At 69.7% G+C, this 19,058-nt stretch carries 14 protein-coding genes; 10 read left to right on the top strand and 4 right to left on the bottom strand.

What is annotated here, in order from left to right; all coding sequences use genetic code 11:
• The first annotated feature begins 34 nt into the window (after nucleotides 1-34).
• Nucleotides 35-1,444, top strand: coding sequence for a DNA repair protein RadA (gene radA, locus ACFUO4_RS42635; protein ID WP_079309673.1), 1,410 nt, complete (start codon nucleotides 35-37; stop codon nucleotides 1,442-1,444).
• 82 nt (nucleotides 1,445-1,526) lie between these two features.
• Nucleotides 1,527-2,651 carry a DNA integrity scanning diadenylate cyclase DisA gene (gene disA / locus ACFUO4_RS42630; protein WP_059193952.1) on the top strand — a complete coding sequence of 375 codons (1,125 nt, stop codon included), beginning with the start codon at nucleotides 1,527-1,529 and terminating at the stop codon, nucleotides 2,649-2,651.
• Between the two features lie 104 nt (nucleotides 2,652-2,755).
• Here the strand turns inward: disA and ACFUO4_RS42625 are convergent, their stop codons facing one another.
• Nucleotides 2,756-3,586 (bottom strand): hypothetical protein, encoded by an 831-nt coding sequence (locus tag ACFUO4_RS42625; RefSeq protein WP_383495838.1) that lies wholly within the window; start codon nucleotides 3,584-3,586, stop codon nucleotides 2,756-2,758.
• A gap of 330 nt (nucleotides 3,587-3,916) precedes the next feature.
• Here ACFUO4_RS42625 and ACFUO4_RS42620 point away from each other — a divergent pair, with 330 nt between their 5' ends.
• From ACFUO4_RS42620 to cseC, 5 genes are all read left to right on the top strand, one after another.
• Nucleotides 3,917-4,843 (top strand): A/G-specific adenine glycosylase, encoded by a 927-nt coding sequence (locus ACFUO4_RS42620; RefSeq protein WP_059193954.1) that lies wholly within the window; start codon nucleotides 3,917-3,919, stop codon nucleotides 4,841-4,843.
• A gap of 237 nt (nucleotides 4,844-5,080) precedes the next feature.
• The gene (locus ACFUO4_RS42615) at nucleotides 5,081-5,623 is read left to right on the top strand and encodes a SigE family RNA polymerase sigma factor (RefSeq protein WP_059193955.1); all 543 of its coding nucleotides are present in this window, start codon (nucleotides 5,081-5,083) and stop codon (nucleotides 5,621-5,623) included.
• A complete protein-coding gene (locus ACFUO4_RS42610) occupies nucleotides 5,608-6,330 on the top strand; it encodes a hypothetical protein (protein ID WP_383495833.1) in 723 nt (240 codons plus the stop codon). Before ACFUO4_RS42615 ends, ACFUO4_RS42610 begins: the two co-directional genes overlap by 16 nt.
• Nucleotides 6,331-6,453: 123 nt before the next feature.
• Entirely contained in the window at nucleotides 6,454-7,158 is a 705-nt protein-coding gene (gene cseB, locus ACFUO4_RS42605) for a two-component system response regulator CseB (RefSeq protein ID WP_079309675.1), read from the top strand.
• A gap of 11 nt (nucleotides 7,159-7,169) precedes the next feature.
• On the top strand, nucleotides 7,170-8,516 hold the full coding sequence (gene cseC, locus ACFUO4_RS42600; protein WP_383495829.1) for a two-component system sensor histidine kinase CseC: 1,347 nt from the start codon (nucleotides 7,170-7,172) through the stop codon (nucleotides 8,514-8,516).
• Nucleotides 8,517-8,996: 480 nt separating this feature from the next.
• On the opposite strand, the gene ACFUO4_RS42595 is transcribed toward cseC, so the two are convergent.
• The gene (locus tag ACFUO4_RS42595) at nucleotides 8,997-10,580 is read right to left on the bottom strand and encodes an MDR family MFS transporter (RefSeq protein WP_383495825.1); all 1,584 of its coding nucleotides are present in this window, start codon (nucleotides 10,578-10,580) and stop codon (nucleotides 8,997-8,999) included.
• 133 nt (nucleotides 10,581-10,713) lie between these two features.
• Here ACFUO4_RS42595 and ACFUO4_RS42590 point away from each other — a divergent pair, with 133 nt between their 5' ends.
• The gene (locus ACFUO4_RS42590) at nucleotides 10,714-11,310 is read left to right on the top strand and encodes a TetR/AcrR family transcriptional regulator (protein WP_383495822.1); all 597 of its coding nucleotides are present in this window, start codon (nucleotides 10,714-10,716) and stop codon (nucleotides 11,308-11,310) included.
• Nucleotides 11,311-11,321: 11 nt separating this feature from the next.
• Here the strand turns inward: ACFUO4_RS42590 and ACFUO4_RS42585 are convergent, their stop codons facing one another.
• On the bottom strand, nucleotides 11,322-11,888 hold the full coding sequence (locus ACFUO4_RS42585) for a M23 family metallopeptidase (protein ID WP_383495819.1): 567 nt from the start codon (nucleotides 11,886-11,888) through the stop codon (nucleotides 11,322-11,324).
• A gap of 519 nt (nucleotides 11,889-12,407) precedes the next feature.
• Here ACFUO4_RS42585 and ACFUO4_RS42580 point away from each other — a divergent pair.
• Nucleotides 12,408-13,010, top strand: a complete 603-nt coding sequence (locus tag ACFUO4_RS42580; RefSeq protein ID WP_383495816.1) for an HAD family acid phosphatase — start codon at nucleotides 12,408-12,410, stop codon at nucleotides 13,008-13,010.
• Nucleotides 13,011-13,070: 60 nt separating this feature from the next.
• A complete protein-coding gene (locus ACFUO4_RS42575; RefSeq protein ID WP_383495813.1) occupies nucleotides 13,071-16,100 on the top strand; it encodes an NACHT domain-containing protein in 3,030 nt (1,009 codons plus the stop codon).
• Nucleotides 16,101-16,159: 59 nt separating this feature from the next.
• Here ACFUO4_RS42575 and ACFUO4_RS42570 read toward each other — a convergent pair whose 3' ends face one another.
• Nucleotides 16,160-18,685, bottom strand: coding sequence for an ATP-dependent Clp protease ATP-binding subunit (locus tag ACFUO4_RS42570; RefSeq protein WP_383495810.1), 2,526 nt, complete (start codon nucleotides 18,683-18,685; stop codon nucleotides 16,160-16,162).
• Between the last annotated feature and the right edge of the window lie 373 nt (nucleotides 18,686-19,058).

Genomic DNA, 19,058 nt, shown 5'->3' with positions numbered 1-19,058 from the left:
GGCGATGTCAGTGCGGGCGGCTACGGTTTCGTCCATGGCTGCCCGTACGAAGACCGCCAAGGACCGCCCCGCCTTCCGCTGCACCGAGTGCGGCTGGCAGACGGCGAAGTGGCTCGGCCGCTGCCCCGAATGCCAGGCATGGGGGACGGTCGAGGAGTACGGCGCGCCCGCGGTGCGCACGACGGCACCAGGCCGCGTCACCACCTCCGCCCTGCCCATCGGCCAGGTGGACGGCCGTCAGGCCACCGCCCGCTCCACCGGCGTGCCCGAGCTGGACCGCGTCCTGGGCGGCGGCCTCGTCCCCGGCGCGGTCGTGCTGCTGGCGGGCGAGCCCGGCGTGGGCAAGTCCACGCTCCTGCTCGACGTGGCGGCCAAGTCGGCGAGCGACGAGCACCGCACGCTGTACGTCACGGGCGAGGAGTCGGCGAGCCAGGTCCGGCTGCGCGCCGACCGCATCAAGGCCATCGACGACCATCTGTACCTCGCCGCGGAGACCGACCTCGCCGCCGTCCTCGGCCACTTGGACGCGGTGAAGCCGTCGCTGCTGATCCTCGACTCGGTGCAGACGGTGGCCTCCCCGGAGATCGACGGCGCCCCGGGCGGCATGGCCCAGGTCCGCGAGGTCGCGGGCGCGCTCATCCGGGCCTCAAAGGAACGCGGCATGTCCACGCTCCTGGTGGGCCATGTCACCAAGGACGGCGCGATCGCGGGCCCGCGCCTGCTGGAGCACCTCGTGGACGTCGTCCTCTCCTTCGAGGGCGACCGGCACGCGCGCCTCCGTCTCGTCCGGGGCGTCAAGAACCGGTACGGCGCGACGGACGAGGTCGGCTGCTTCGAACTGCACGACGAGGGCATCACGGGCCTAGCGGACCCGAGCGGACTTTTCCTGACCCGTCGTGACGAACCGGTCCCCGGCACCTGTCTGACGGTCACCCTGGAGGGCCGCCGCCCGCTGGTGGCCGAGGTCCAGGCCCTCACCGTCGACTCCCAGATCCCCTCCCCCCGGCGCACCACGTCCGGTCTGGAGACCTCCCGCGTCTCGATGATGCTGGCCGTCCTGGAGCAGCGGGGCCGGATCAGCGCCCTCGGCAAGCGGGACATCTACTCCGCGACGGTCGGCGGGGTGAAGCTCTCGGAGCCCGCCGCGGACCTGGCCATCGCCCTCGCGCTGGCCTCCGCGGCGAGCGACACCCCGCTGCCCAAGAACCTCGTCGCGATCGGCGAAGTAGGCCTCGCGGGCGAGGTCAGACGGGTCACGGGCGTCCAGCGCCGGCTGGCCGAGGCCCACCGTCTGGGCTTCACCCACGCCCTCGTGCCGGGCGACCCCGGCAAGATCCCTCCCGGTATGAAGGTCCTGGAAGTCGCCGACATAGGGGACGCCCTGAGAGTCCTTCCGCGCTCGCGTCGGCGAGAGGCCCCACGGGAGGCGGAGGAGCGCCGGTAGACTTTGCCCTGGTCTCGCCCGTCCGTACGAACCGCATGTACGAAAGGGGAGCGCCAGAAGAACCTGCGACCGGAGGAGTGCAGTGGCAGCCAACGACCGGGCAGCAGCTCCCGGAAAGTCCGGCGGGAGCTCCGGTGCCGATGGCCTGATGCGCGCCTCACTGAGCGCCGTGGCACCCGGCACGGCCCTGCGCGACGGCCTGGAGCGGATTCTCCGCGGCAACACGGGCGGGCTCATCGTGCTCGGCTTCGACAAGACGGTGGAGCCGATGTGCACGGGCGGTTTCGTCCTGGACGTCGAGTTCACGGCCACGCGCCTGCGTGAGCTGTGCAAGCTCGACGGCGGCATCGTGCTGTCCTCGGACCTGTCGAAGATCCTGCGGGCCGGCGTGCAGCTGGTCCCGGACCCGACGATCCCGACGGAGGAGACCGGCACCCGTCACCGCACGGCGGACCGGGTGTCCAAGCAGGTCGGCTTCCCGGTCGTCTCGGTCTCCCAGTCGATGCGCCTGATCGCCCTCTACGTCGACGGCCAGCGCCGCGTCCTGGAGGACTCCGCGGCGATCCTGTCCCGCGCGAACCAGGCGCTGGCGACCCTGGAGCGGTACAAGCTCCGCCTGGACGAGGTCGCGGGAACGTTGTCAGCGCTGGAGATCGAGGACCTCGTCACGGTCCGGGACGTCTCCGCGGTGGCCCAGCGCCTGGAGATGGTCCGCCGCATCGCGACGGAGATCGCCGAGTACGTGGTCGAGCTCGGCACGGACGGCCGCCTCCTGGCCCTCCAGCTCGACGAGTTGATCGCGGGCGTGGAACCGGAGCGCGAACTGGTGGTCCGGGACTACGTCCCCGAGCCCACGGCCAAGCGCTCCCGCACGGTCGAAGAGGCCCTGTACGAACTGGACGCCCTCACCCACGCCGAGCTCCTCGAACTCCCCACGGTGGCCAAGGCACTGGGCTACACGGGTTCGCCGGAGGCGTTGGACTCGGCGGTGTCCCCGCGCGGCTTCCGCCTGCTGGCCAAGGTCCCGCGCCTCCCGGGCGCGATCATCGACCGCCTGGTGGAACATTTCGGCGGCCTGCAGAAGCTCCTTGCGGCGAGCGTGGACGACTTGCAGACGGTGGACGGGGTCGGCGAGGCACGGGCGCGGAGCGTACGGGAGGGCTTGTCGCGTCTGGCGGAGAGTTCAATCCTGGAACGCTACGTATAAGGGCCTTCAGGGGCGCGGGGCCGTATCGCTTTGCGGCTCCGCCGCGTGGGCGCGGCCGACCACAACGGGCCCGCAGTCGACCGACAACCCTTCCCGGCACTACATCAGTCGCTCTCCAACACGAACGACGTCTGCACCTTCGCGTACCCCGGAGCAGCCAACTCCACCAGATACGTCCCCGCTCCGGCCGACCCCGCTGGAGGCGTCGCACACCGCGGAGCACTAGGCTTCCGGTCCCACTTCACCGTGTACGTGATGCTGCTGCCCGCAGGCGCCCGGAACACCAGACTCCCCGCCGTCTTCGGGCAGTCGGCGGACGACCAGTACTCGTCGTCCTCCGCGGCCTGAGTGATCGTCAACACCGCGCTCTTCGGGCCGAGATCGACCTTGCAGTCACTGCCAGAGGAGTTGGTCGCGGTCACCAGCAGCGTGGGCGTCTCGCCGGGCCCGTACCCGTTGTGGAGGCTGCGGACGGCCAACCTCACCGCGCCGCTTGTGCAGTTGGGCAGCGTGGACCCCGCCGGCACCGTGTCGTCCTGACCGACGCCACTGCCCGCACCGCCACCGGCCGCCCCGCCGCCCGAGCCGCCGGAACCCGCGGACCCGGAGCCTCCGGAACCCGCGGTCGAGCCGGAGCCGTCACCGGACCCGTCGTCGGAACCCGACCCCCCGTCGTCCCCGCCACCGCTCGACTCGTCGCGCCCGCCCGGCGCTTGACTGATCGCGGGCCCTGAACTCGACGGTCCGGGGGTGATGGAAGGCGCGGGATTCTTGCCGTTGGATCCATCGGCACCGTTCTTGCCGCCACCGCCGTCCGACGTGACCACCCAGGCGATCAGAAGTGCCAACAGGGCCAATACAGACAGCAGTACGGCCCTCCGTCGCCAGTAGATGGAGGAGGGAAGCGGCCCGACCGGATTGCGCAGAGATCCCACGGCGCAAACTGTACGAGAGATCGGCGGCTGCGCTGCCCGTACCCGCCGCGGGGGATCACAACTTTTCCGGATCATCATTCCGGTCGTGGGCGTTCCACCCCTGTCTTTCGTCGCCTGCGGCTCCTGATGATCGCGGGGTGTGACCGTATCGGCCCTCTGTCTACGGACCGTGACCATGGATGACGAGGGACGTTCAACCAGCCGACGTCACAAGTGACCGGAGAAGTCACCGGAGAAACGGCACTGCTGTCGACCGCCGAACGCTGCCGTACACCTCAGGGGTGGCGGTGCCCCCGCACCCCCTCCCCGGCATGGCAGGATCGGAAGGCCATGACTGCGCCCCTCACCAACTCCCCCGCCCTCTCCGAAGCCGACGCCCCCGCCGGAGAGCATCTGCACGCCCCCGTCATCGACTGGTTCGACGAGCACGCCCGCGACCTGCCGTGGCGGCGCCCCGACGCCGGGCCGTGGGGGGTGATGGTCAGTGAGTTCATGCTCCAGCAGACGCCGGTCAGCCGGGTCCTGCCGGTCTACGAGCAGTGGCTGGCCCGCTGGCCGCGCCCCGCGGACCTCGCCCAGGAGGCGCCCGGCGAGGCCGTGCGCGCCTGGGGCCGGCTCGGCTACCCGCGCCGCGCGCTGCGGCTGCACGGCGCCGCCGTGGCGATAACGGAACGGCACGGCGGGGACGTACCCACTGACCACGCCCAGCTGCTCGCGCTGCCCGGCATCGGCGAGTACACGGCCGCGGCCGTCGCCTCCTTCGCCTACGGCCAGCGGCACGCGGTCCTCGACACCAACGTCCGGCGGGTCTTCGCGCGGGCCGTCACCGGCGTGCAGTACCCGCCGAACGCCACCACCGCCGCCGAACGCAAGCTGGCCCGCGCCCTGTTGCCCGAGGACGAGTCCACCGCCTCCCGCTGGGCCGCCGCCTCCATGGAGCTCGGCGCGCTGGTGTGCACCGCCAAGAACGAGTCCTGCCACCGCTGCCCGATCGCCGCGCAGTGCGCCTGGCGGCTCGCGGGCAAGCCGGAGCACGACGGTCCGCCGCGGCGCGGACAGACGTACGCCGGTACCGACCGCCAGGTGCGCGGCAAGCTGCTGGCCGTGCTGCGCGAGGCGCACGCGCCCGTGCCGCAGGCCGCCCTTGACCGGGTGTGGCACGAGCCGGTGCAGCGCGCGCGGGCCCTGGACGGGCTCGTCGCGGACGGGCTCGTGGAGCCCCTGCCCGGTGGTTTGTATCGGCTGCCGTTGACGTAACGCCGTACAAACACCCTCCCGAATCACCCCGAACCGGCGCGATTCGCCGCGCCGGTTTACCCCTTTCCTGCTTCCGTTACACAACCGACGGACAGCCGAGGGCTAGCCGCGCGCTCCTCCGCACAGCCTCGTGACAACAGCTCCGTAGCTTCATTGGCGTACCGCAAGGACGGCGGCACACAGGCAACGGAGAACCGGCGGCAGGCGAGTCGGAAACGGGGATGGAGGCGGTCGATCATGGCGCAGGGCGAGGTGCTCGAGTTCGAGGAGTACGTCCGCACCCGGCAGGACGCGCTGCTGCGCAGCGCCCGTCGTCTGGTCCCGGACCCCGTCGACGCGCAGGACCTGCTCCAGACGGCGCTGGCGCGGACGTACGGCCGCTGGGAGACCATCGAGGACAAGCGGCTCGCGGACGCCTATCTGCGCCGGGTCATGATCAACACCCGGACCGAGTGGTGGCGGGCCCGCAAGCTGGAGGAGGTGCCGACCGAGCAGCTCCCGGACGCCTCGGTCGACGACGCCACCGAGCAGCACGCGGACCGTGCCCTGCTGATGGACATCATGAAGGTGCTCGCCCCCAAGCAGCGCTCCGTGGTCGTGCTGCGACACTGGGAGCAGATGTCCACGGAGGAGACGGCCGCCGCCCTCGGCATGTCGGCCGGTACGGTCAAGAGCACGCTGCACCGGGCCCTCGCCCGGCTCCGCGAGGAGCTGGAGAGCCGCGATCTGGACGCACGCGCGCTGGAGCGTGAGGAGCGGGAGCGTTGCACGGCGGCCTGACCGACAGGGCTCGCGGCGCCGACGGAACGTTCGGCGCCGGCCTCGACCCCGGACCGGGGCGGGGCGCTTTCCAGGCGGCGATGACGGCGGTGGCCGTACTCGCCGCCCTCGCCCTTTTCGTCTCCGCCTGCGCCACCGGCGGCACCGGCACCCGTGACGAGGGTCCGGCCCATGTCGAGACCTCGGCCGGCTCGGAGCGGGCGGCGGGCGCCGCGCCCGCGGCCACCGCCTCGTACTCCGGCAAGCTGACCAAGGCCGAGGCCGCCCAGCTGCTCAAGGACGACCCCTCCGTCTCCGCCGAGGTCAAGAACGACCTCCAGCCCTGCACCGGCGACGACCCGCCCGTCGACGTGACCTCCGGCGACCTGACCGGCGGAACCGCGCGCGACATCGTGGTCAACGTGCTGACCTGCGGCGACATCATCGGTATAGGGGCGTACGTGTATCGCCTCCAGGACGGCGCGTACGAGAATGTGTTCAAGGCCGAGGAGCCGCCGGTCTACGCGCAGATCGACCGGGGTGACCTGGTGGTGGACAAACAGGTGTACGAGAAGGGCGACGCGGTGGCGGCACCCTCCGGCGAGTACGTGTTCATCTACCACTGGACGGAGGGCCGGTTCGTCAAGCGCTGGGACCAGTACAGCGAGTACGGCAAGACGTCCGACGGCCCTGCCGAGGACACGCCGACGCCGGTGCCGACGACCTGAATTCCGGGAAGCCCCCGGTTTCCGTGAACCGATCGGGCCGCTCGGAACGATCACCTTTCGACAGCAGGACCGCGCGACACCACGCGAGACCACAACGCAGGACCAAGGACAGAGAGCAGCGGGATGGCAGACCAGACTCACGTTCTGTTCGTCGAGGACGACGACGTCATCCGCGAGGCCACCCAGCTCGCCCTGGAGCGGGACGGCTTCGCGGTCACCGCCATGCCCGACGGTCTGTCGGGCCTGGAGGCGTTCCGGGCCGACCGCCCCGACATCGCCCTGCTGGACGTCATGGTCCCGGGCCTGGACGGCGTCAGCCTGTGCCGGCGCATCCGGGACGAGTCGACCGTGCCGGTGATCATGCTGTCGGCGCGCGCGGACTCCATCGACGTGGTGCTGGGCCTGGAGGCCGGCGCCGACGACTACGTGACGAAGCCGTTCGACGGCGCCGTCCTCGTCGCCCGTATCCGCGCGGTGCTGCGCCGCTTCGGACACGCGGGCGGCGGCGAGCGGGGGGACGCCCCCGCGGCCGCGGCGGACGGCGGGGTGCTGACCTTCGGCGAGCTGGAGATCGACACCGAGGGCATGGAGGTGCGCCGGGCCGGCGAGCCGGTGGCGCTCACTCCGACCGAGATGCGCCTGCTCCTGGAGTTCTCCTCCGCGCCGGGCACGGTCCTGTCCCGCGACAAGCTCCTGGAGCGCGTGTGGGACTACGGCTGGGGCGGGGACACGCGCGTGGTGGACGTCCATGTGCAGCGGCTGCGGACGAAGATCGGCCAGGACCGCATCGAGACGGTCCGTGGCTTCGGTTACAAGTTGAAGGCCTGAGCGGGGCGGACATGCGGGGGACAATGCAGCGCCTGGTCCCGGCGCGACTGGAGCGCGCGGGCATCCGTACGGGGATTCGGTGGAAGCTCAGCGCGGCCATCGCGTTCGTCGGCGCGCTGGTCGCGATCGCGCTGAGCCTGGTCGTGCACAACGCGGCCAGGGTCTCGATGCTGGACAACGCCCGCGATCTCGCGGACGAGCGCATCCAGATCGCCCAGCGCAACTACGACCAGTACAAACGGCCGAACCCCTTCCCCAACGTCAAGATCAACGACTCCTCGCTGCCGAGGGAGCTGCGGGAGAAGGTCGAGCAGGGGCGCCGGGCGACCTATGTGACCGACCGGCCGGGCGGCGAACCGGACATCTGGGCCGCCGTCCCGGCGGCGAACGGCAACGTGCTGTCCCTGCACACGTCGTTCACCGACCGCAGCACCGACATCCTCAACGACCTCGACCAGGCCCTGGTGATCGGCTCCATCGCCGTCGTCCTCGGCGGCAGCGCTCTCGGCGTGCTCATAGGCGGCCGCCTGTCGAGCCGGCTGCGCAAGGCGGCGACGGCCGCGGGGCAGGTCGCGAGCGGCGAGACGGACGTACGGGTACGGGACGCGATCGGCGGTGTCGTACGGGACGAGACCGACGACCTGGCCAGCGCGGTGGACGCGATGACCGACGCGCTGCAGCAGCGCATCGAGGCCGAGCGCCGGGTCACCGCCGACATCGCGCACGAACTGCGCACCCCGGTGACCGGTCTGCTCACGGCGGCCGAGCTGCTGCCGCCCGGCCGGCCCACGGAACTGGTCCTGGACCGGGCGAAGGCGATGCGCACGCTCGTCGAGGACGTGCTGGAGGTGGCCCGCCTCGACAGCGCGTCGGAGCGGGCGGAGCTGCAGGACATCCTGCTGGGCGAGTTCGTCAGCCGGCGGGTGGCGGCCAAGGACCCGGACACCGAGGTCCGCGTGGTGCACGAGTCGATGGTCACGACCGACCCGCGCCGCCTGGAGCGCGTCCTGTTCAACCTGCTCGCCAACGCCGCGCGGCACGGCGAGCCGCCGATCGAGGTCACCGTCGAGGGCCGGGTCATCCGCGTCCGCGACCATGGCCCCGGCTTCCCCGAGGACCTCCTCGCCGAAGGACCGAGCCGCTTCCGCACGGGCAGCGCGGACCGCGCGGGGCACGGCCACGGTCTCGGCCTGACCATCGCCGCCGGCCAGGCCCGGGTGCTGGGCGCCCGCCTCACCTTCCGCAACGTCCGCCCGGCGGGCGCGCCGGACGGGGTACGGGCGGAGGGGGCGGTGGCGGTGCTGTGGCTGCCGGAGCACGCGCCGACGAACACGGGGAGCTATCCGATGATGCCGTAAAGCCGCTCAGCCCCCTCCCGTGTGCTCAGATCGCCTCGACGCCGTACGGCCGCTCCTGCGGCTCCTGGATGAACCCGGCCCCCGGCTGGTCCTTGGCACCCACGGTGACCCAGCGCATGTCGCCCATGGAGTCGAAGGTCCACACGGTGGTGATGCCCAGGCCCTTGATCGTGGCTCTGCTCTCCTGTCGTCCGGGGTTTCACCGTAGGCAGGACGGCCGTCAGGGCGCTTCTCCGGAATTGCGGTCCCCTTGGCGAGCCGCAGCTGCCGGGTCCTGTCCATGCGGTCGATGGCGGCACGGGGCGCCGACGTCGTCGTAGGACATGAAGTACGACATGACGTGGGCCCGCGGCGCCGCCGACACCGCCGTAGGGCAAAGGAGAAGGCCCCCGGGGCGGACACCGACCGGGGACCTTCAGCTCATCTGCGCCTCTGCGCTTCTGCGCCTCTGCGCCCTCTATACCTCTGTGCCTCTGCGGATCAGACGGCCTCGACCATCGTCGCCGGAGCCGCGGCGGACTCCGCGTCCTGCGTCTTCGGCCCCGCGCCCTTCAGCGGGACCTCCTTCACGAACACGGCCGCCACCAGCGCGACCACCGCGACGACGGACCCGAGCAGGAAGGCCGAGTGGGTGCCGGCGGACACGGCGTGCTGGTAGGCCTCGCGCAGCGCGTCCGGCAGCTTCGCCAGGCTCGCCGCGTCCAGCTGTGCGGACTGCTCGGTCATCTTGGCGCCGGCCGCTCCGCCGCGCTCGGCCATGACGTCCTGGACCCGGTTGTTGAACAGCGCGCCCATGATGGCGACGCCGAACGACGAGCCCAGCGTCCGGAAGAGGGTGGTCGACGACGAGGCGACGCCCATGTCCTTCATCTCGACGCTGTTCTGCGCGACCAGCATCGTGATCTGCATCAGGCAGCCCATGCCGAGACCGACGACGGCCATGAACACCCCGGAGGTGAACCGGGACGTGCCGGTGTCCATGAGCGACAGCAGGTACAGGCCGATGACCATCAGCGTGCTGCCGAGGACGGGGAAGACGTAGTACCGCCCGCTGTTGGTGGTCACGCGTCCGGCCACCATCGAGGTCACCAGCATCGCGCCGAGCATCGGCAGGAGCAGCAGGCCCGAGTTGGTGGCGGAGGCGCCCTGGACGGACTGCTGGTAGAGCGGCAGGTAGAGGGTCGCGCCGAACATCACGAAGCCGGTGATGAAGCCGATGACCGACATCAGGGTGAAGTTGCGGCTGCGGAAGATGTGCAGCGGTACGACCGGCTCGGCGGCCTTGGTCTGCCAGAACACGAACCCGATCAGCGAGGTCACACCGATGCCGATGAGCTCCATGATCCGCGCGGACGTCCAGGCGTACTCGGTGCCGCCCCAGGTGGTGACCAGCACGATCGAGGTGATGCCGACGGTCAGCAGGGCGACACCGAGGTAGTCGATGCGCGCCTTGGCCCGCTTCTTCGGCAGGTGCAGTACGGCGCTGATCGCGGTCAGCGCGACGACGCCGAGCGGCAGGTTGATGTAGAAGGACCAGCGCCAGCCCCAGTTGTCGGTGATGGTGCCGCCGACGAGCGGTCCGCCGATCATCGCCAGCGCCATGACGCCGGCCATCATGCCCTGGTACTTGCCGCGCTCCCGCGGCGGGATGAGGTCACCGATGATCGCCATGACGCCGACCATCAGACCACCGGCGCCAAGACCCTGAACGGCCCGGAAGCCGATGAGCTGCGACATGTCCTGCGCCATGCCGCTGAGCGCGGAGCCGATCAGGAAGATCACGATCGACGTCATGAAGGCGCCCTTGCGCCCGTACATGTCGCCGAGCTTGCCCCACACGGGCGTGGAGGCCGCGGTCGCGAGGGTGTACGCCGTCACGACCCACGACAGGTGTTCGAGTCCGCCCAGATCGCCGACGATCGTCGGCATCGCGGTGCCCACGATCATGTTGTCGAGCATCGCGAGCATCATCGTGATCATCAGGGCGAGCAGGACGACCCGCACGCTCCTGGGTTGTTTCTCGTCTTCCGGTACTGCTGGCTCGGCTGCCTGTGTGTCCGCCATGATTCCCACTCCCCCGGCACTTACTTGCCGCCCGGCTAGTTAACTACACTGAGGGAAGGTAGACCCGTAACTAGCCGGGCGTCAAGTAAGTTTTGTCCCAGGCGGTTTTCCCCCAAGTCAGGAGTGCGCGAGGATGGGCGGCACCATGGACGGCACCAGGCAACGGCGCCGCGGGGACACCCGCCAGCGCATCCAGGACGTAGCACTCGAACTCTTCGCCGAGCAGGGCTACGAGAAGACGTCGCTGCGCGAGATCGCGGAGCGCCTGGAGGTCACGAAGGCGGCGCTGTACTACCACTTCAAGACCAAGGAAGAGATCCTGGTCAGCATCTTCGACGATCTGACCCAGCCGATCCTCGACCTGATCGAGTGGGGCAAGCGGCAGCCGCACACGCTGGAGACCAAGCAGGAGATCGTACGGCGCTACAGCGACATCCTCGCCGACGCCGCCCCCCTGTTCCGCTTCATGCAGGAGAACCAGGCGGCGGTACGGGAACTGCGCGTCGGCGAGACCTTCAAGGAGCGCATGCAGGGCCTGCGCGACATCATGATCGACCCGTCGGCGGACCTGGTCGACCAGGTCCGCTACATCAGCGCGATCTTCACCCTGCACGCCGGGATGTTCTTCCTCCAGGACCTGCCCGGCGACGCGGAACAGAAGCGCAAGGCGGTCCTGGAGGTGGCGGCGGACCTGGTCACCCAGGCCCATCGGGGTACCGCGAAGGGCTAGCTACCGCGGCCTCAGACGGTCACGCCCTTGGAGCGCAGGAAGGCGACCGGGTCGACGGCCGAGCCGTAGTTGGCGGTCGTACGGATCTCGAAGTGCAGGTGCGGACCGCTGGAGTTGCCGGTGTTGCCGGACAGGGCGATGCGCTGGCCGGTCTTGACGACCTGGCCGACCTTGACCTCGATGCGCGACAGATGGGCGTACTGCGAGTAGAGCCGGTTGCCGTGCTTGATGACGATGGCGTTGCCGTACGCGGGGCCGTCACCGGCACCGTGCCCGCCGGCCTTGACGACGGTGCCGCCGTGGGCGGCGAAGACCTTGGTGCCGCTGGACACGGCGAAGTCCTGACCGCTGTGGGTGGACTGCCACATGGCGCCGGCCTGCGCGAAGCTCGCGCTCAGCGTGTACTTCTTCACCGGGTCGACCCAGGAGGCGGCCTTCTTGGCGGCGACGCCGGTCTCGGCAGCCGCCGCAACCCCGGTCCCCAGCACGGCCGAGGCCCCCAGACCGACGGCCACCACGGCCGCGCGGGTGCGGAGCTTGGACATACGGGAAGAACGGGAAGCAATACGCGGGGACATCGGAACCTCATGGGGACGGGGACAGAAAAGCCACCCGGCGCACAGGCATCCACCGGATGGGGCATCCCTTGGTAACCCCGACATCCCGAAACACCCAAACCACCTTTCTACGACGGAAGCTAGTACTTCATCCGAAAACTTCCGCTTCCTTGACAGGGGGAACACTGGGGACGAATCCACCCAGTACGGCGAAATGGCATCAAGGGTTCCAGGCCAAAAGTCCCTTTTGTCACTATCGGGGTTACCACTAAGCGTGCTAGTAACGGACAAATCGCCTGTGCGGCATGTCACCGGGCGCAGAGATCCACGGACGGCGAGATGTGACGGGGGCTACCCCGCGGCGCCTCTGCGAGGACGCGCGGGGACACGGGGCCCGCGGAAAAATCGCCTTCACATCAACTGACGCACGCCTCTTCCCACTTACCCCCCAGTAACCTTACGGTTCCCCTCGCGCCACGCACGCCAAGCACCATGCCCCCGTCAACGGCAGCAGCACGGACGTGAGAGGACCCCCCACCCATGACGAACCGACGCCCCTTGGTGCGCCGCATGACCGTCACCGCCGTCTCCACGGCGGCCCTCGTCGCACTCGCCGCCCCCGCCGACGCCGCGACCGCGTCCGCCGAAGACGTCGACTACGCCACCTGGCAGCAGGACTGCCAGGCGGTCATGAACCAGGCACTGCCGTACCTGAAGCAGCGGATCGCCGCCGCCAAGCCCGGCGAGAAGCAGGCGATCGTCTTCGACATAGACAACACGACCCTGGAGACCGACTTCGGCTTCAGCTACCCGCAGCCGGCCAACAAGCCGGTCCTGAACGTCGCCGAGTACGCCCAGGACCACGGCGTCTCACTGTTCTTCGTGACGGCCCGCCCCGGCATCATCCGCGCGGTCACGGACTACAACCTCGACCACGTCGGCTACGACGTCTCCGGCCTCTACGTCCGCAGCTTCATCGACCTGTTCAAGGACGTCGCCGCGTACAAGACCGCCCAGCGCGTCGACATCGAGAACAAGGGCTACACGATCATCGCGAACATCGGCAACAGCGCCACCGACCTCTCCGGCGGCCATGCCGAGAAGACGTACAAGCTCCCGGACTACGACGGCCAGCTCTCCTGACCGACCCGCTCAACTGCCGATATCCTCACCTCCGTTGACGTGATCACGGGGGTGAGGCGGATGGACCCGGCGGTCCTCGGCAGCAAGTTGGCGTCGAGCCTGATGGCGTCCCTGGTGCGGAAACTCTTCGCGCCGGACGCCCCGGGCGCGGGCCTGACCGACAAGCCCGTACGCCTGTCCTCCCTGGTCTCCTTCCGCGGCGAGAAGCGCACCCTCGGCGAGAAGGAGGTCCGCGCCCTGGCCCGCCGCATGGTCACCGCGGCCACCGAATCCCCCGGCGAGACTCCTTTCCCCGCCGACGAGGAACCGGCCGTCATCGACGCACTGACCGCCCGCCTGCTGGCCCTGGGCGACCTGGACATGGACGACGTACAGGCGGTGCACCTCGGCCACCGGGAACTGGCGCGAACCCTCGCCCGTGCGGCCGCCTCCCCCACCGGTCTGTCCACCGACGCCGGTTACTTCCTCGACTCCGCCACGGAGTGGGCCTGCCTCCAGATCCTGGAGTTCTTCACGCGCAGGTCCACCTTCGTGGCCCGCACGCTCGTCGAGCAGACCCGCAACCAGGCCGTACTGATCGCGAAGACCGACGAGCTGCTGTCCCGCACCCCACGCCCGGGCGCCGAGGACCGCGCCTTCGAACGCCGCTACCTCCACCACATGGCCGAGCGCCACAACCACATCACCATCTACGGCATCGATCTGCGCGACTCCCCGGACCGCTGGCCGCTGGAGGTGGCGTACCTGAGCCTGGAGGCGACGGCGGTCGAGGAACGCACCCTCCCGGAGGAACGCCCCGCCGGCCCGCTGACCGTCCAACTCCCCGCCGAGGACGCCCTCCTGACCCACGACCGGGTCCTCCTGCGCGGCGACGCGGGCTCCGGCAAGACGACCCTGGTGCAGTGGCTGGCGGTGACGGCGGCGAAGGAGGGCGCCCATGTGCCGTTCGTCCTCCCCCTCCGCACGCTGATCCGCTCGGGCGCCCTGCCCGCACCGGCGGAGTTCCTGAAGGCCGTGAGCTGCCCCCTGGCTCCCCCGCAGGGCTGGGCCGAACGCGTCCTGGCAGCCGGCCGTGGCCTGATCCTGATCGACGGCCTGGACGAGATCCCGGCCCCCGACCGCACCCGCACCCGCGACTGGCTCCTGGCCCTCATCCACGCCTTCCCCGGCAACCGCTGGCTCCTGACCTCCCGCCCCACCGCCGTACGCCCCGACTGGCTGGCGGCCGAAGGCTTCCACGAACTGCTCCTGACCCCGATGCGCCGCCCGGAGGTCGCGACCTTCGTCCACCGCTGGCACACGGCAGCGGAGGCCCCGGAGTACGAGGGCCCGCTGCTGGACTCCCTGCGCACCAAACGCGACCTCGCCCGCCTCGCCACCAACCCTCTGATGTGCGGCCTGATCTGCGCCCTGCACCGCGACCGCCGCGGCTATCTCCCCAGAGGCCGCGAGGAGTTGTACGAGGCCGCCCTCACGATGCTGCTCACCCGCCGCGACCGGGAGCGCGGCCTGGGCGAGGAGGAGCTGGGCGAGAACGCGCAGCTGGAGCTGCTCCAGCGCCTTGCCTACGCCCTCGTCTTGAGCGCCCGCACGGAGATGGACGTCGAGACGGCCGAGGGCATCGTGGAGCGCTGCCTGCCGTCGATCTCGGCACGCGGTGACGCGGCGTCCGTGCTCCGCGCCCTGCTGCTGCGCAGCGGCCTGCTCCGCCAGCCGGCCCTGGACGTCGTGGACTTCGTCCACCGCACGTTCCAGGACTACCTGGGCGCCCGGTACGCGGTCGAGGAGGGCCACCTCGACGTCCTGCTCAGCCACGCGGACGACACCCAGTGGGAGGACGTCATCCGCCTGGCGGTGACCCACGCCCGCCCCCGCGAACGGGCTTCGCTGCTACGGCAGTTGCTGGCCCGGGACACGCCTCGCCTGACGCTGCTGGCCCTGTCCTCCCTGGAGCACGACACCGTGGTGGACGCGGCGGTCAAGGCGGCGGTCGAGGCACAGGCGGCCCTGCTGATCCCGCCCCGGACGGCCGCGCAGGCGAAGGCCCTCGCGGAGGCCGGGCCGTTGGTCCTGGAGCTGCTGCCGGGCCCGGACGGACTGACCGCCGAGGAGGCCCTCGCCGTCACCGTCACCGCCTCGGTCCTCGGCGGGGAGGAGCCCGACGGGGCATTGGCGGTGCTGCGGCGGTTCCGTGAGCACCCGGATCTCGATGTCCGGCGTCAGCTCGTGGGGACGTGGAACCGCTTCGACGCCGAGGAATACGCGGTGGAGGTCCTGGACCATCTGGACCGGACGGACCTCTACATCACCTGCGCGTCGATCGAGCAGCGAGCAGCGCTTGCCAGGATGGCCCCCTGGCCCTTTCTGACTTTCAGAGGCTCGCACACCCTCGAATACGTACTGGACTGCCTGCCCGCGCCCGAGGCGGTGAGCGAGCTGGACCTGTTGGACAATCCGCTTCTCACCGATCTGAGCGCCCTGCTGCCGCTCACCTCGCTCAACAGGTTGTTTCTGGGCGGCTGCCCGACCTTGGAGGGCGTCGAGCAACTCACTGCACTGACCCGTCTCGGTCTCTCCAATATCGGCGACATTTCCCGGCTGCGTTCTCTGCGGGGGATCCGCGATATCTCCGTCGCACAGGAACTGCCGGGTGCCGCTCTCACCGACGCCCTACCTGTCGGCTCCCCGCTGGAGTTTCTCTTCCTGGGCAGCGGCAGCACCGATGGCACCGGCCTGCGCGGATTGCGGCACTGGGCCACCCTGCGGGCGCTCAGCCTCGGCCCGCTGACCTCCGAACTGACCGTTGCCGACTGGCGGGAGGTCACGGAACTGCCGGAACTGACCGCCCTCTATCTGAACGCGAAGATCATCCGCGACTTCCCGCACTCCATCGAGGCCATGCCCGAACTCCCCGGCATCGAAGTCCTGCGAGTTGCGAACATGCACGGCGCCGAGGCCCTTTCGCCTCTCGTCCCCCGCCTACCGGGCCTCCGCTCGGTAACGCTCCAGAGCAGCCCCGCCGAACCCATTCCCCCCGCCCTCTACGAGGGCCTCTTCCCAGGCATAGAGATCAACCTGGACCTGCGCTAGGCACGGCAAAGGGGCCGGCGCCCAAAGGCACCGGCCCCTTCAACGCATCGCCCTACGGCTTACGCGTCCTTGCTCAGGTTGGGCCCAGCCCCACCGGCCGCCTGCTCGATCGGCGGGACGTCCGGCAGCGCCGACTTCTCCTCGCCGCGGAACGTGAAGGTCTGGGCTTCGCCCTCGCCCTCCGTGTCCACGACGACGATGTGACCGGGACGCAGCTCGCCGAAGAGGATCTTCTCCGAGAGCGTGTCCTCGACCTCGCGCTGGATCGTGCGACGCAGCGGCCGCGCGCCCAGGACGGGGTCGTAACCCTTCTTGGACAGCAGCTCCTTCGCGGACTGGGAGAGCTCGATGCCCATGTCCCGGTCCTTGAGGCGCTCGTCCACCTTGCCGATCATCAGGTCGACGATCGCGAGGATGTCCTCCTGGGTCAGCTGCGGGAAGACGACCACGTCGTCCACGCGGTTGAGGAACTCGGGCCGGAAGTGCTGCTTGAGCTCGTCCGAGACCTTGTTCTTCATGCGCTCGTAGTTGGACTTCGTGTCGCCCTGGGCCGCGAAGCCCAGGTTGAAGCCCTTGGAGATGTCCCGGGTGCCGAGGTTGGTCGTCATGATGATGACCGTGTTCTTGAAGTCCACGACCCGGCCCTGGGAGTCGGTCAGACGACCGTCCTCCAGGATCTGCAGCAGCGAGTTGAAGATGTCCGGGTGGGCCTTCTCGACCTCGTCGAACAGGACGACCGAGAACGGCTTGCGGCGGACCTTCTCCGTCAGCTGGCCGCCCTCTTCGTAGCCCACGTAGCCGGGGGGCGAACCGAAGAGCCGGGAGACCGTGTGCTTCTCGCTGAACTCCGACATGTCGAGGGAGATCAGCGCGTCCTCGTCACCGAAGAGGAACTCGGCGAGCGCCTTGGACAGCTCGGTCTTACCGACACCGGACGGGCCGGCGAAGATGAACGAACCACCGGGACGCTTCGGGTCCTTGAGGCCCGCACGCGTACGACGGATCGCCTTGGAGAGCGCCTTGACGGCGTCCTTCTGGCCGATGACCCGCTTGTGGAGCTCGTCCTCCATGCGCAGCAGACGCGAGGACTCCTCCTCGGTCAGCTTGAAGACCGGGATGCCGGTGGCGGTCGCGAGGACCTCGGCGATCAGCTCGCCGTCGACCTCCGCGACGACGTCCATGTCGCCGGCCTTCCACTCCTTCTCGCGCTTGGCCTTCGCCGCCAGCAGCTGCTTCTCCTTGTCGCGGAGAGAGGCCGCCTTCTCGAAGTCCTGGGAGTCGATCGCCGACTCCTTGTCGCGACGCACGCCCGCGATCTTCTCGTCGAACTCGCGGAGGTCCGGCGGCGCGGTCATCCGGCGGATGCGCATCCGGGAACCGGCCTCGTCGATCAGGTCGATCGCCTTGTCCGGCAGGAAGCGGTCCGAGATGTACCGGTCGGCCAGCGTCGCGGCCTGGACGAGGGCCTCGTCCGTGATGGACACACGGTGGTGGGCCTCGTAGCGGTCGCGCAGACCCTTGAGGATCTCGATGGTGTGCGGGAGCGAGGGCTCGGCGACCTGGATGGGCTGGAAGCGGCGCTCCAGGGCCGCGTCCTTCTCCAGGTGCTTGCGGTACTCGTCCAGCGTGGTGGCGCCGATGGTCTGGAGCTCACCGCGGGCCAGCATCGGCTTCAGGATCGAAGCCGCGTCGATGGCGCCCTCGGCGGCACCCGCACCGACCAGCGTGTGCAGCTCGTCGATGAACAGGATGATGTCGCCGCGGGTGCGGATCTCCTTGAGCACCTTCTTCAGGCGCTCCTCGAAGTCACCGCGGTAGCGGGAGCCGGCGACCAGCGCGCCGAGGTCGAGGGTGTAGAGGTGCTTGTCCTTGAGGGTCTCGGGCACCTCGCCCTTGACGATGGCCTGGGCGAGGCCCTCGACGACGGCGGTCTTGCCGACGCCGGGCTCACCGATCAGGACCGGGTTGTTCTTCGTACGGCGGGACAGCACCTGCATGACCCGCTCGATCTCCTTCTCGCGCCCGATGACCGGGTCGAGCTTGGACTCACGAGCGGCCTGGGTGAGGTTCCGGCCGAACTGGTCGAGGACCAGGGACGTCGAGGGGGTGCCCTCGGCAGGCCCGCCGGCGGTGGCGGTCTCCTTGCCCTGGTAACCGGAGAGCAGCTGGATGACCTGCTGCCGCACCCGGTTGAGATCAGCGCCCAGCTTGACGAGGACCTGGGCGGCGACGCCCTCGCCCTCGCGGATCAGGCCGAGCAGGATGTGCTCCGTGCCGATGTAGTTGTGGCCCAGCTGAAGGGCCTCGCGGAGCGAGAGCTCCAGGACCTTCTTGGCACGGGGGGTGAAGGGGATGTGCCCGGACGGGGCCTGCTGGCCCTGGCCGATGATCTCCTCCACCTGCTGGCGGACCGCCTCGAGCGAAATCCCGAGGCTCTCAAGGGCCTTGGCGGCGACACCCTCACCCTCGTGGATCAGGCCCAGGAGGATGTGCTCGGTGCCGATGTAGTTGTGGTTGAGCATCCGGGCTTCTTCCTGAGCCAGGACGACAACCCGCCGCGCGCGGTCGGTGAACCTCTCGAACATCGTTAATCGCTCCTCAGAGCGGTCAGGCAGTGGGGGGAACTTCCCCTCCCTGTCCTTCCGCAGCTTAGTCCCGCAAGCGGGGACCGCTCATTCCAACTGCCGACACCGTCGATGGCCTCCTGACCCCGAACGCCGACATCTGCTCCAACCTGATGGTGCGAGACGATGTTCCCGCAGGCCAGGCAGTTACCCCTACTGCCAGTACGCCGATGGCGAACGTGAGACGGCCTGTCCTGCGTGTCGCCCCCTCCCACTAGGGATGTCTTACCCGCTGGGACTGACACTCCATGCCGAGCGGCCCGGTTCCCTCCGCTATGGGCGAACAACCTTGCGTCTTCCCGCACCCCCGGACGCCCCCTCTTTCGCCACGCTG

Source organism: Streptomyces sp. NPDC057280, assembly GCF_042668605.1.
Taxonomy (GTDB): domain Bacteria; phylum Actinomycetota; class Actinomycetes; order Streptomycetales; family Streptomycetaceae; genus Streptomyces.
The sequence above is the reverse complement of the archived record's forward strand: the minus strand, read 5'-3'. Positions and strand labels throughout refer to the sequence as shown.

Coding starts and splice junctions, on each gene's coding strand:
- radA (WP_079309673.1), top strand. CDS start 35: ATGGCTGCCCGTACGAAGACCGCCAAGGACCGCCCCGCCTTCCGCTGC.
- cseC (WP_383495829.1), top strand. CDS start 7,170: ATGCGGGGGACAATGCAGCGCCTGGTCCCGGCGCGACTGGAGCGCGCG.
- ACFUO4_RS42590 (WP_383495822.1), top strand. CDS start 10,714: ATGGGCGGCACCATGGACGGCACCAGGCAACGGCGCCGCGGGGACACC.
- ACFUO4_RS42615 (WP_059193955.1), top strand. CDS start 5,081: ATGGCGCAGGGCGAGGTGCTCGAGTTCGAGGAGTACGTCCGCACCCGG.
- ACFUO4_RS42570 (WP_383495810.1), bottom strand. CDS start 18,685: ATGTTCGAGAGGTTCACCGACCGCGCGCGGCGGGTTGTCGTCCTGGCT.
- ACFUO4_RS42575 (WP_383495813.1), top strand. CDS start 13,071: ATGGACCCGGCGGTCCTCGGCAGCAAGTTGGCGTCGAGCCTGATGGCG.
- ACFUO4_RS42595 (WP_383495825.1), bottom strand. CDS start 10,580: ATGGCGGACACACAGGCAGCCGAGCCAGCAGTACCGGAAGACGAGAAA.
- cseB (WP_079309675.1), top strand. CDS start 6,454: ATGGCAGACCAGACTCACGTTCTGTTCGTCGAGGACGACGACGTCATC.
- ACFUO4_RS42580 (WP_383495816.1), top strand. CDS start 12,408: ATGACGAACCGACGCCCCTTGGTGCGCCGCATGACCGTCACCGCCGTC.
- ACFUO4_RS42585 (WP_383495819.1), bottom strand. CDS start 11,888: ATGTCCCCGCGTATTGCTTCCCGTTCTTCCCGTATGTCCAAGCTCCGC.
- ACFUO4_RS42620 (WP_059193954.1), top strand. CDS start 3,917: ATGACTGCGCCCCTCACCAACTCCCCCGCCCTCTCCGAAGCCGACGCC.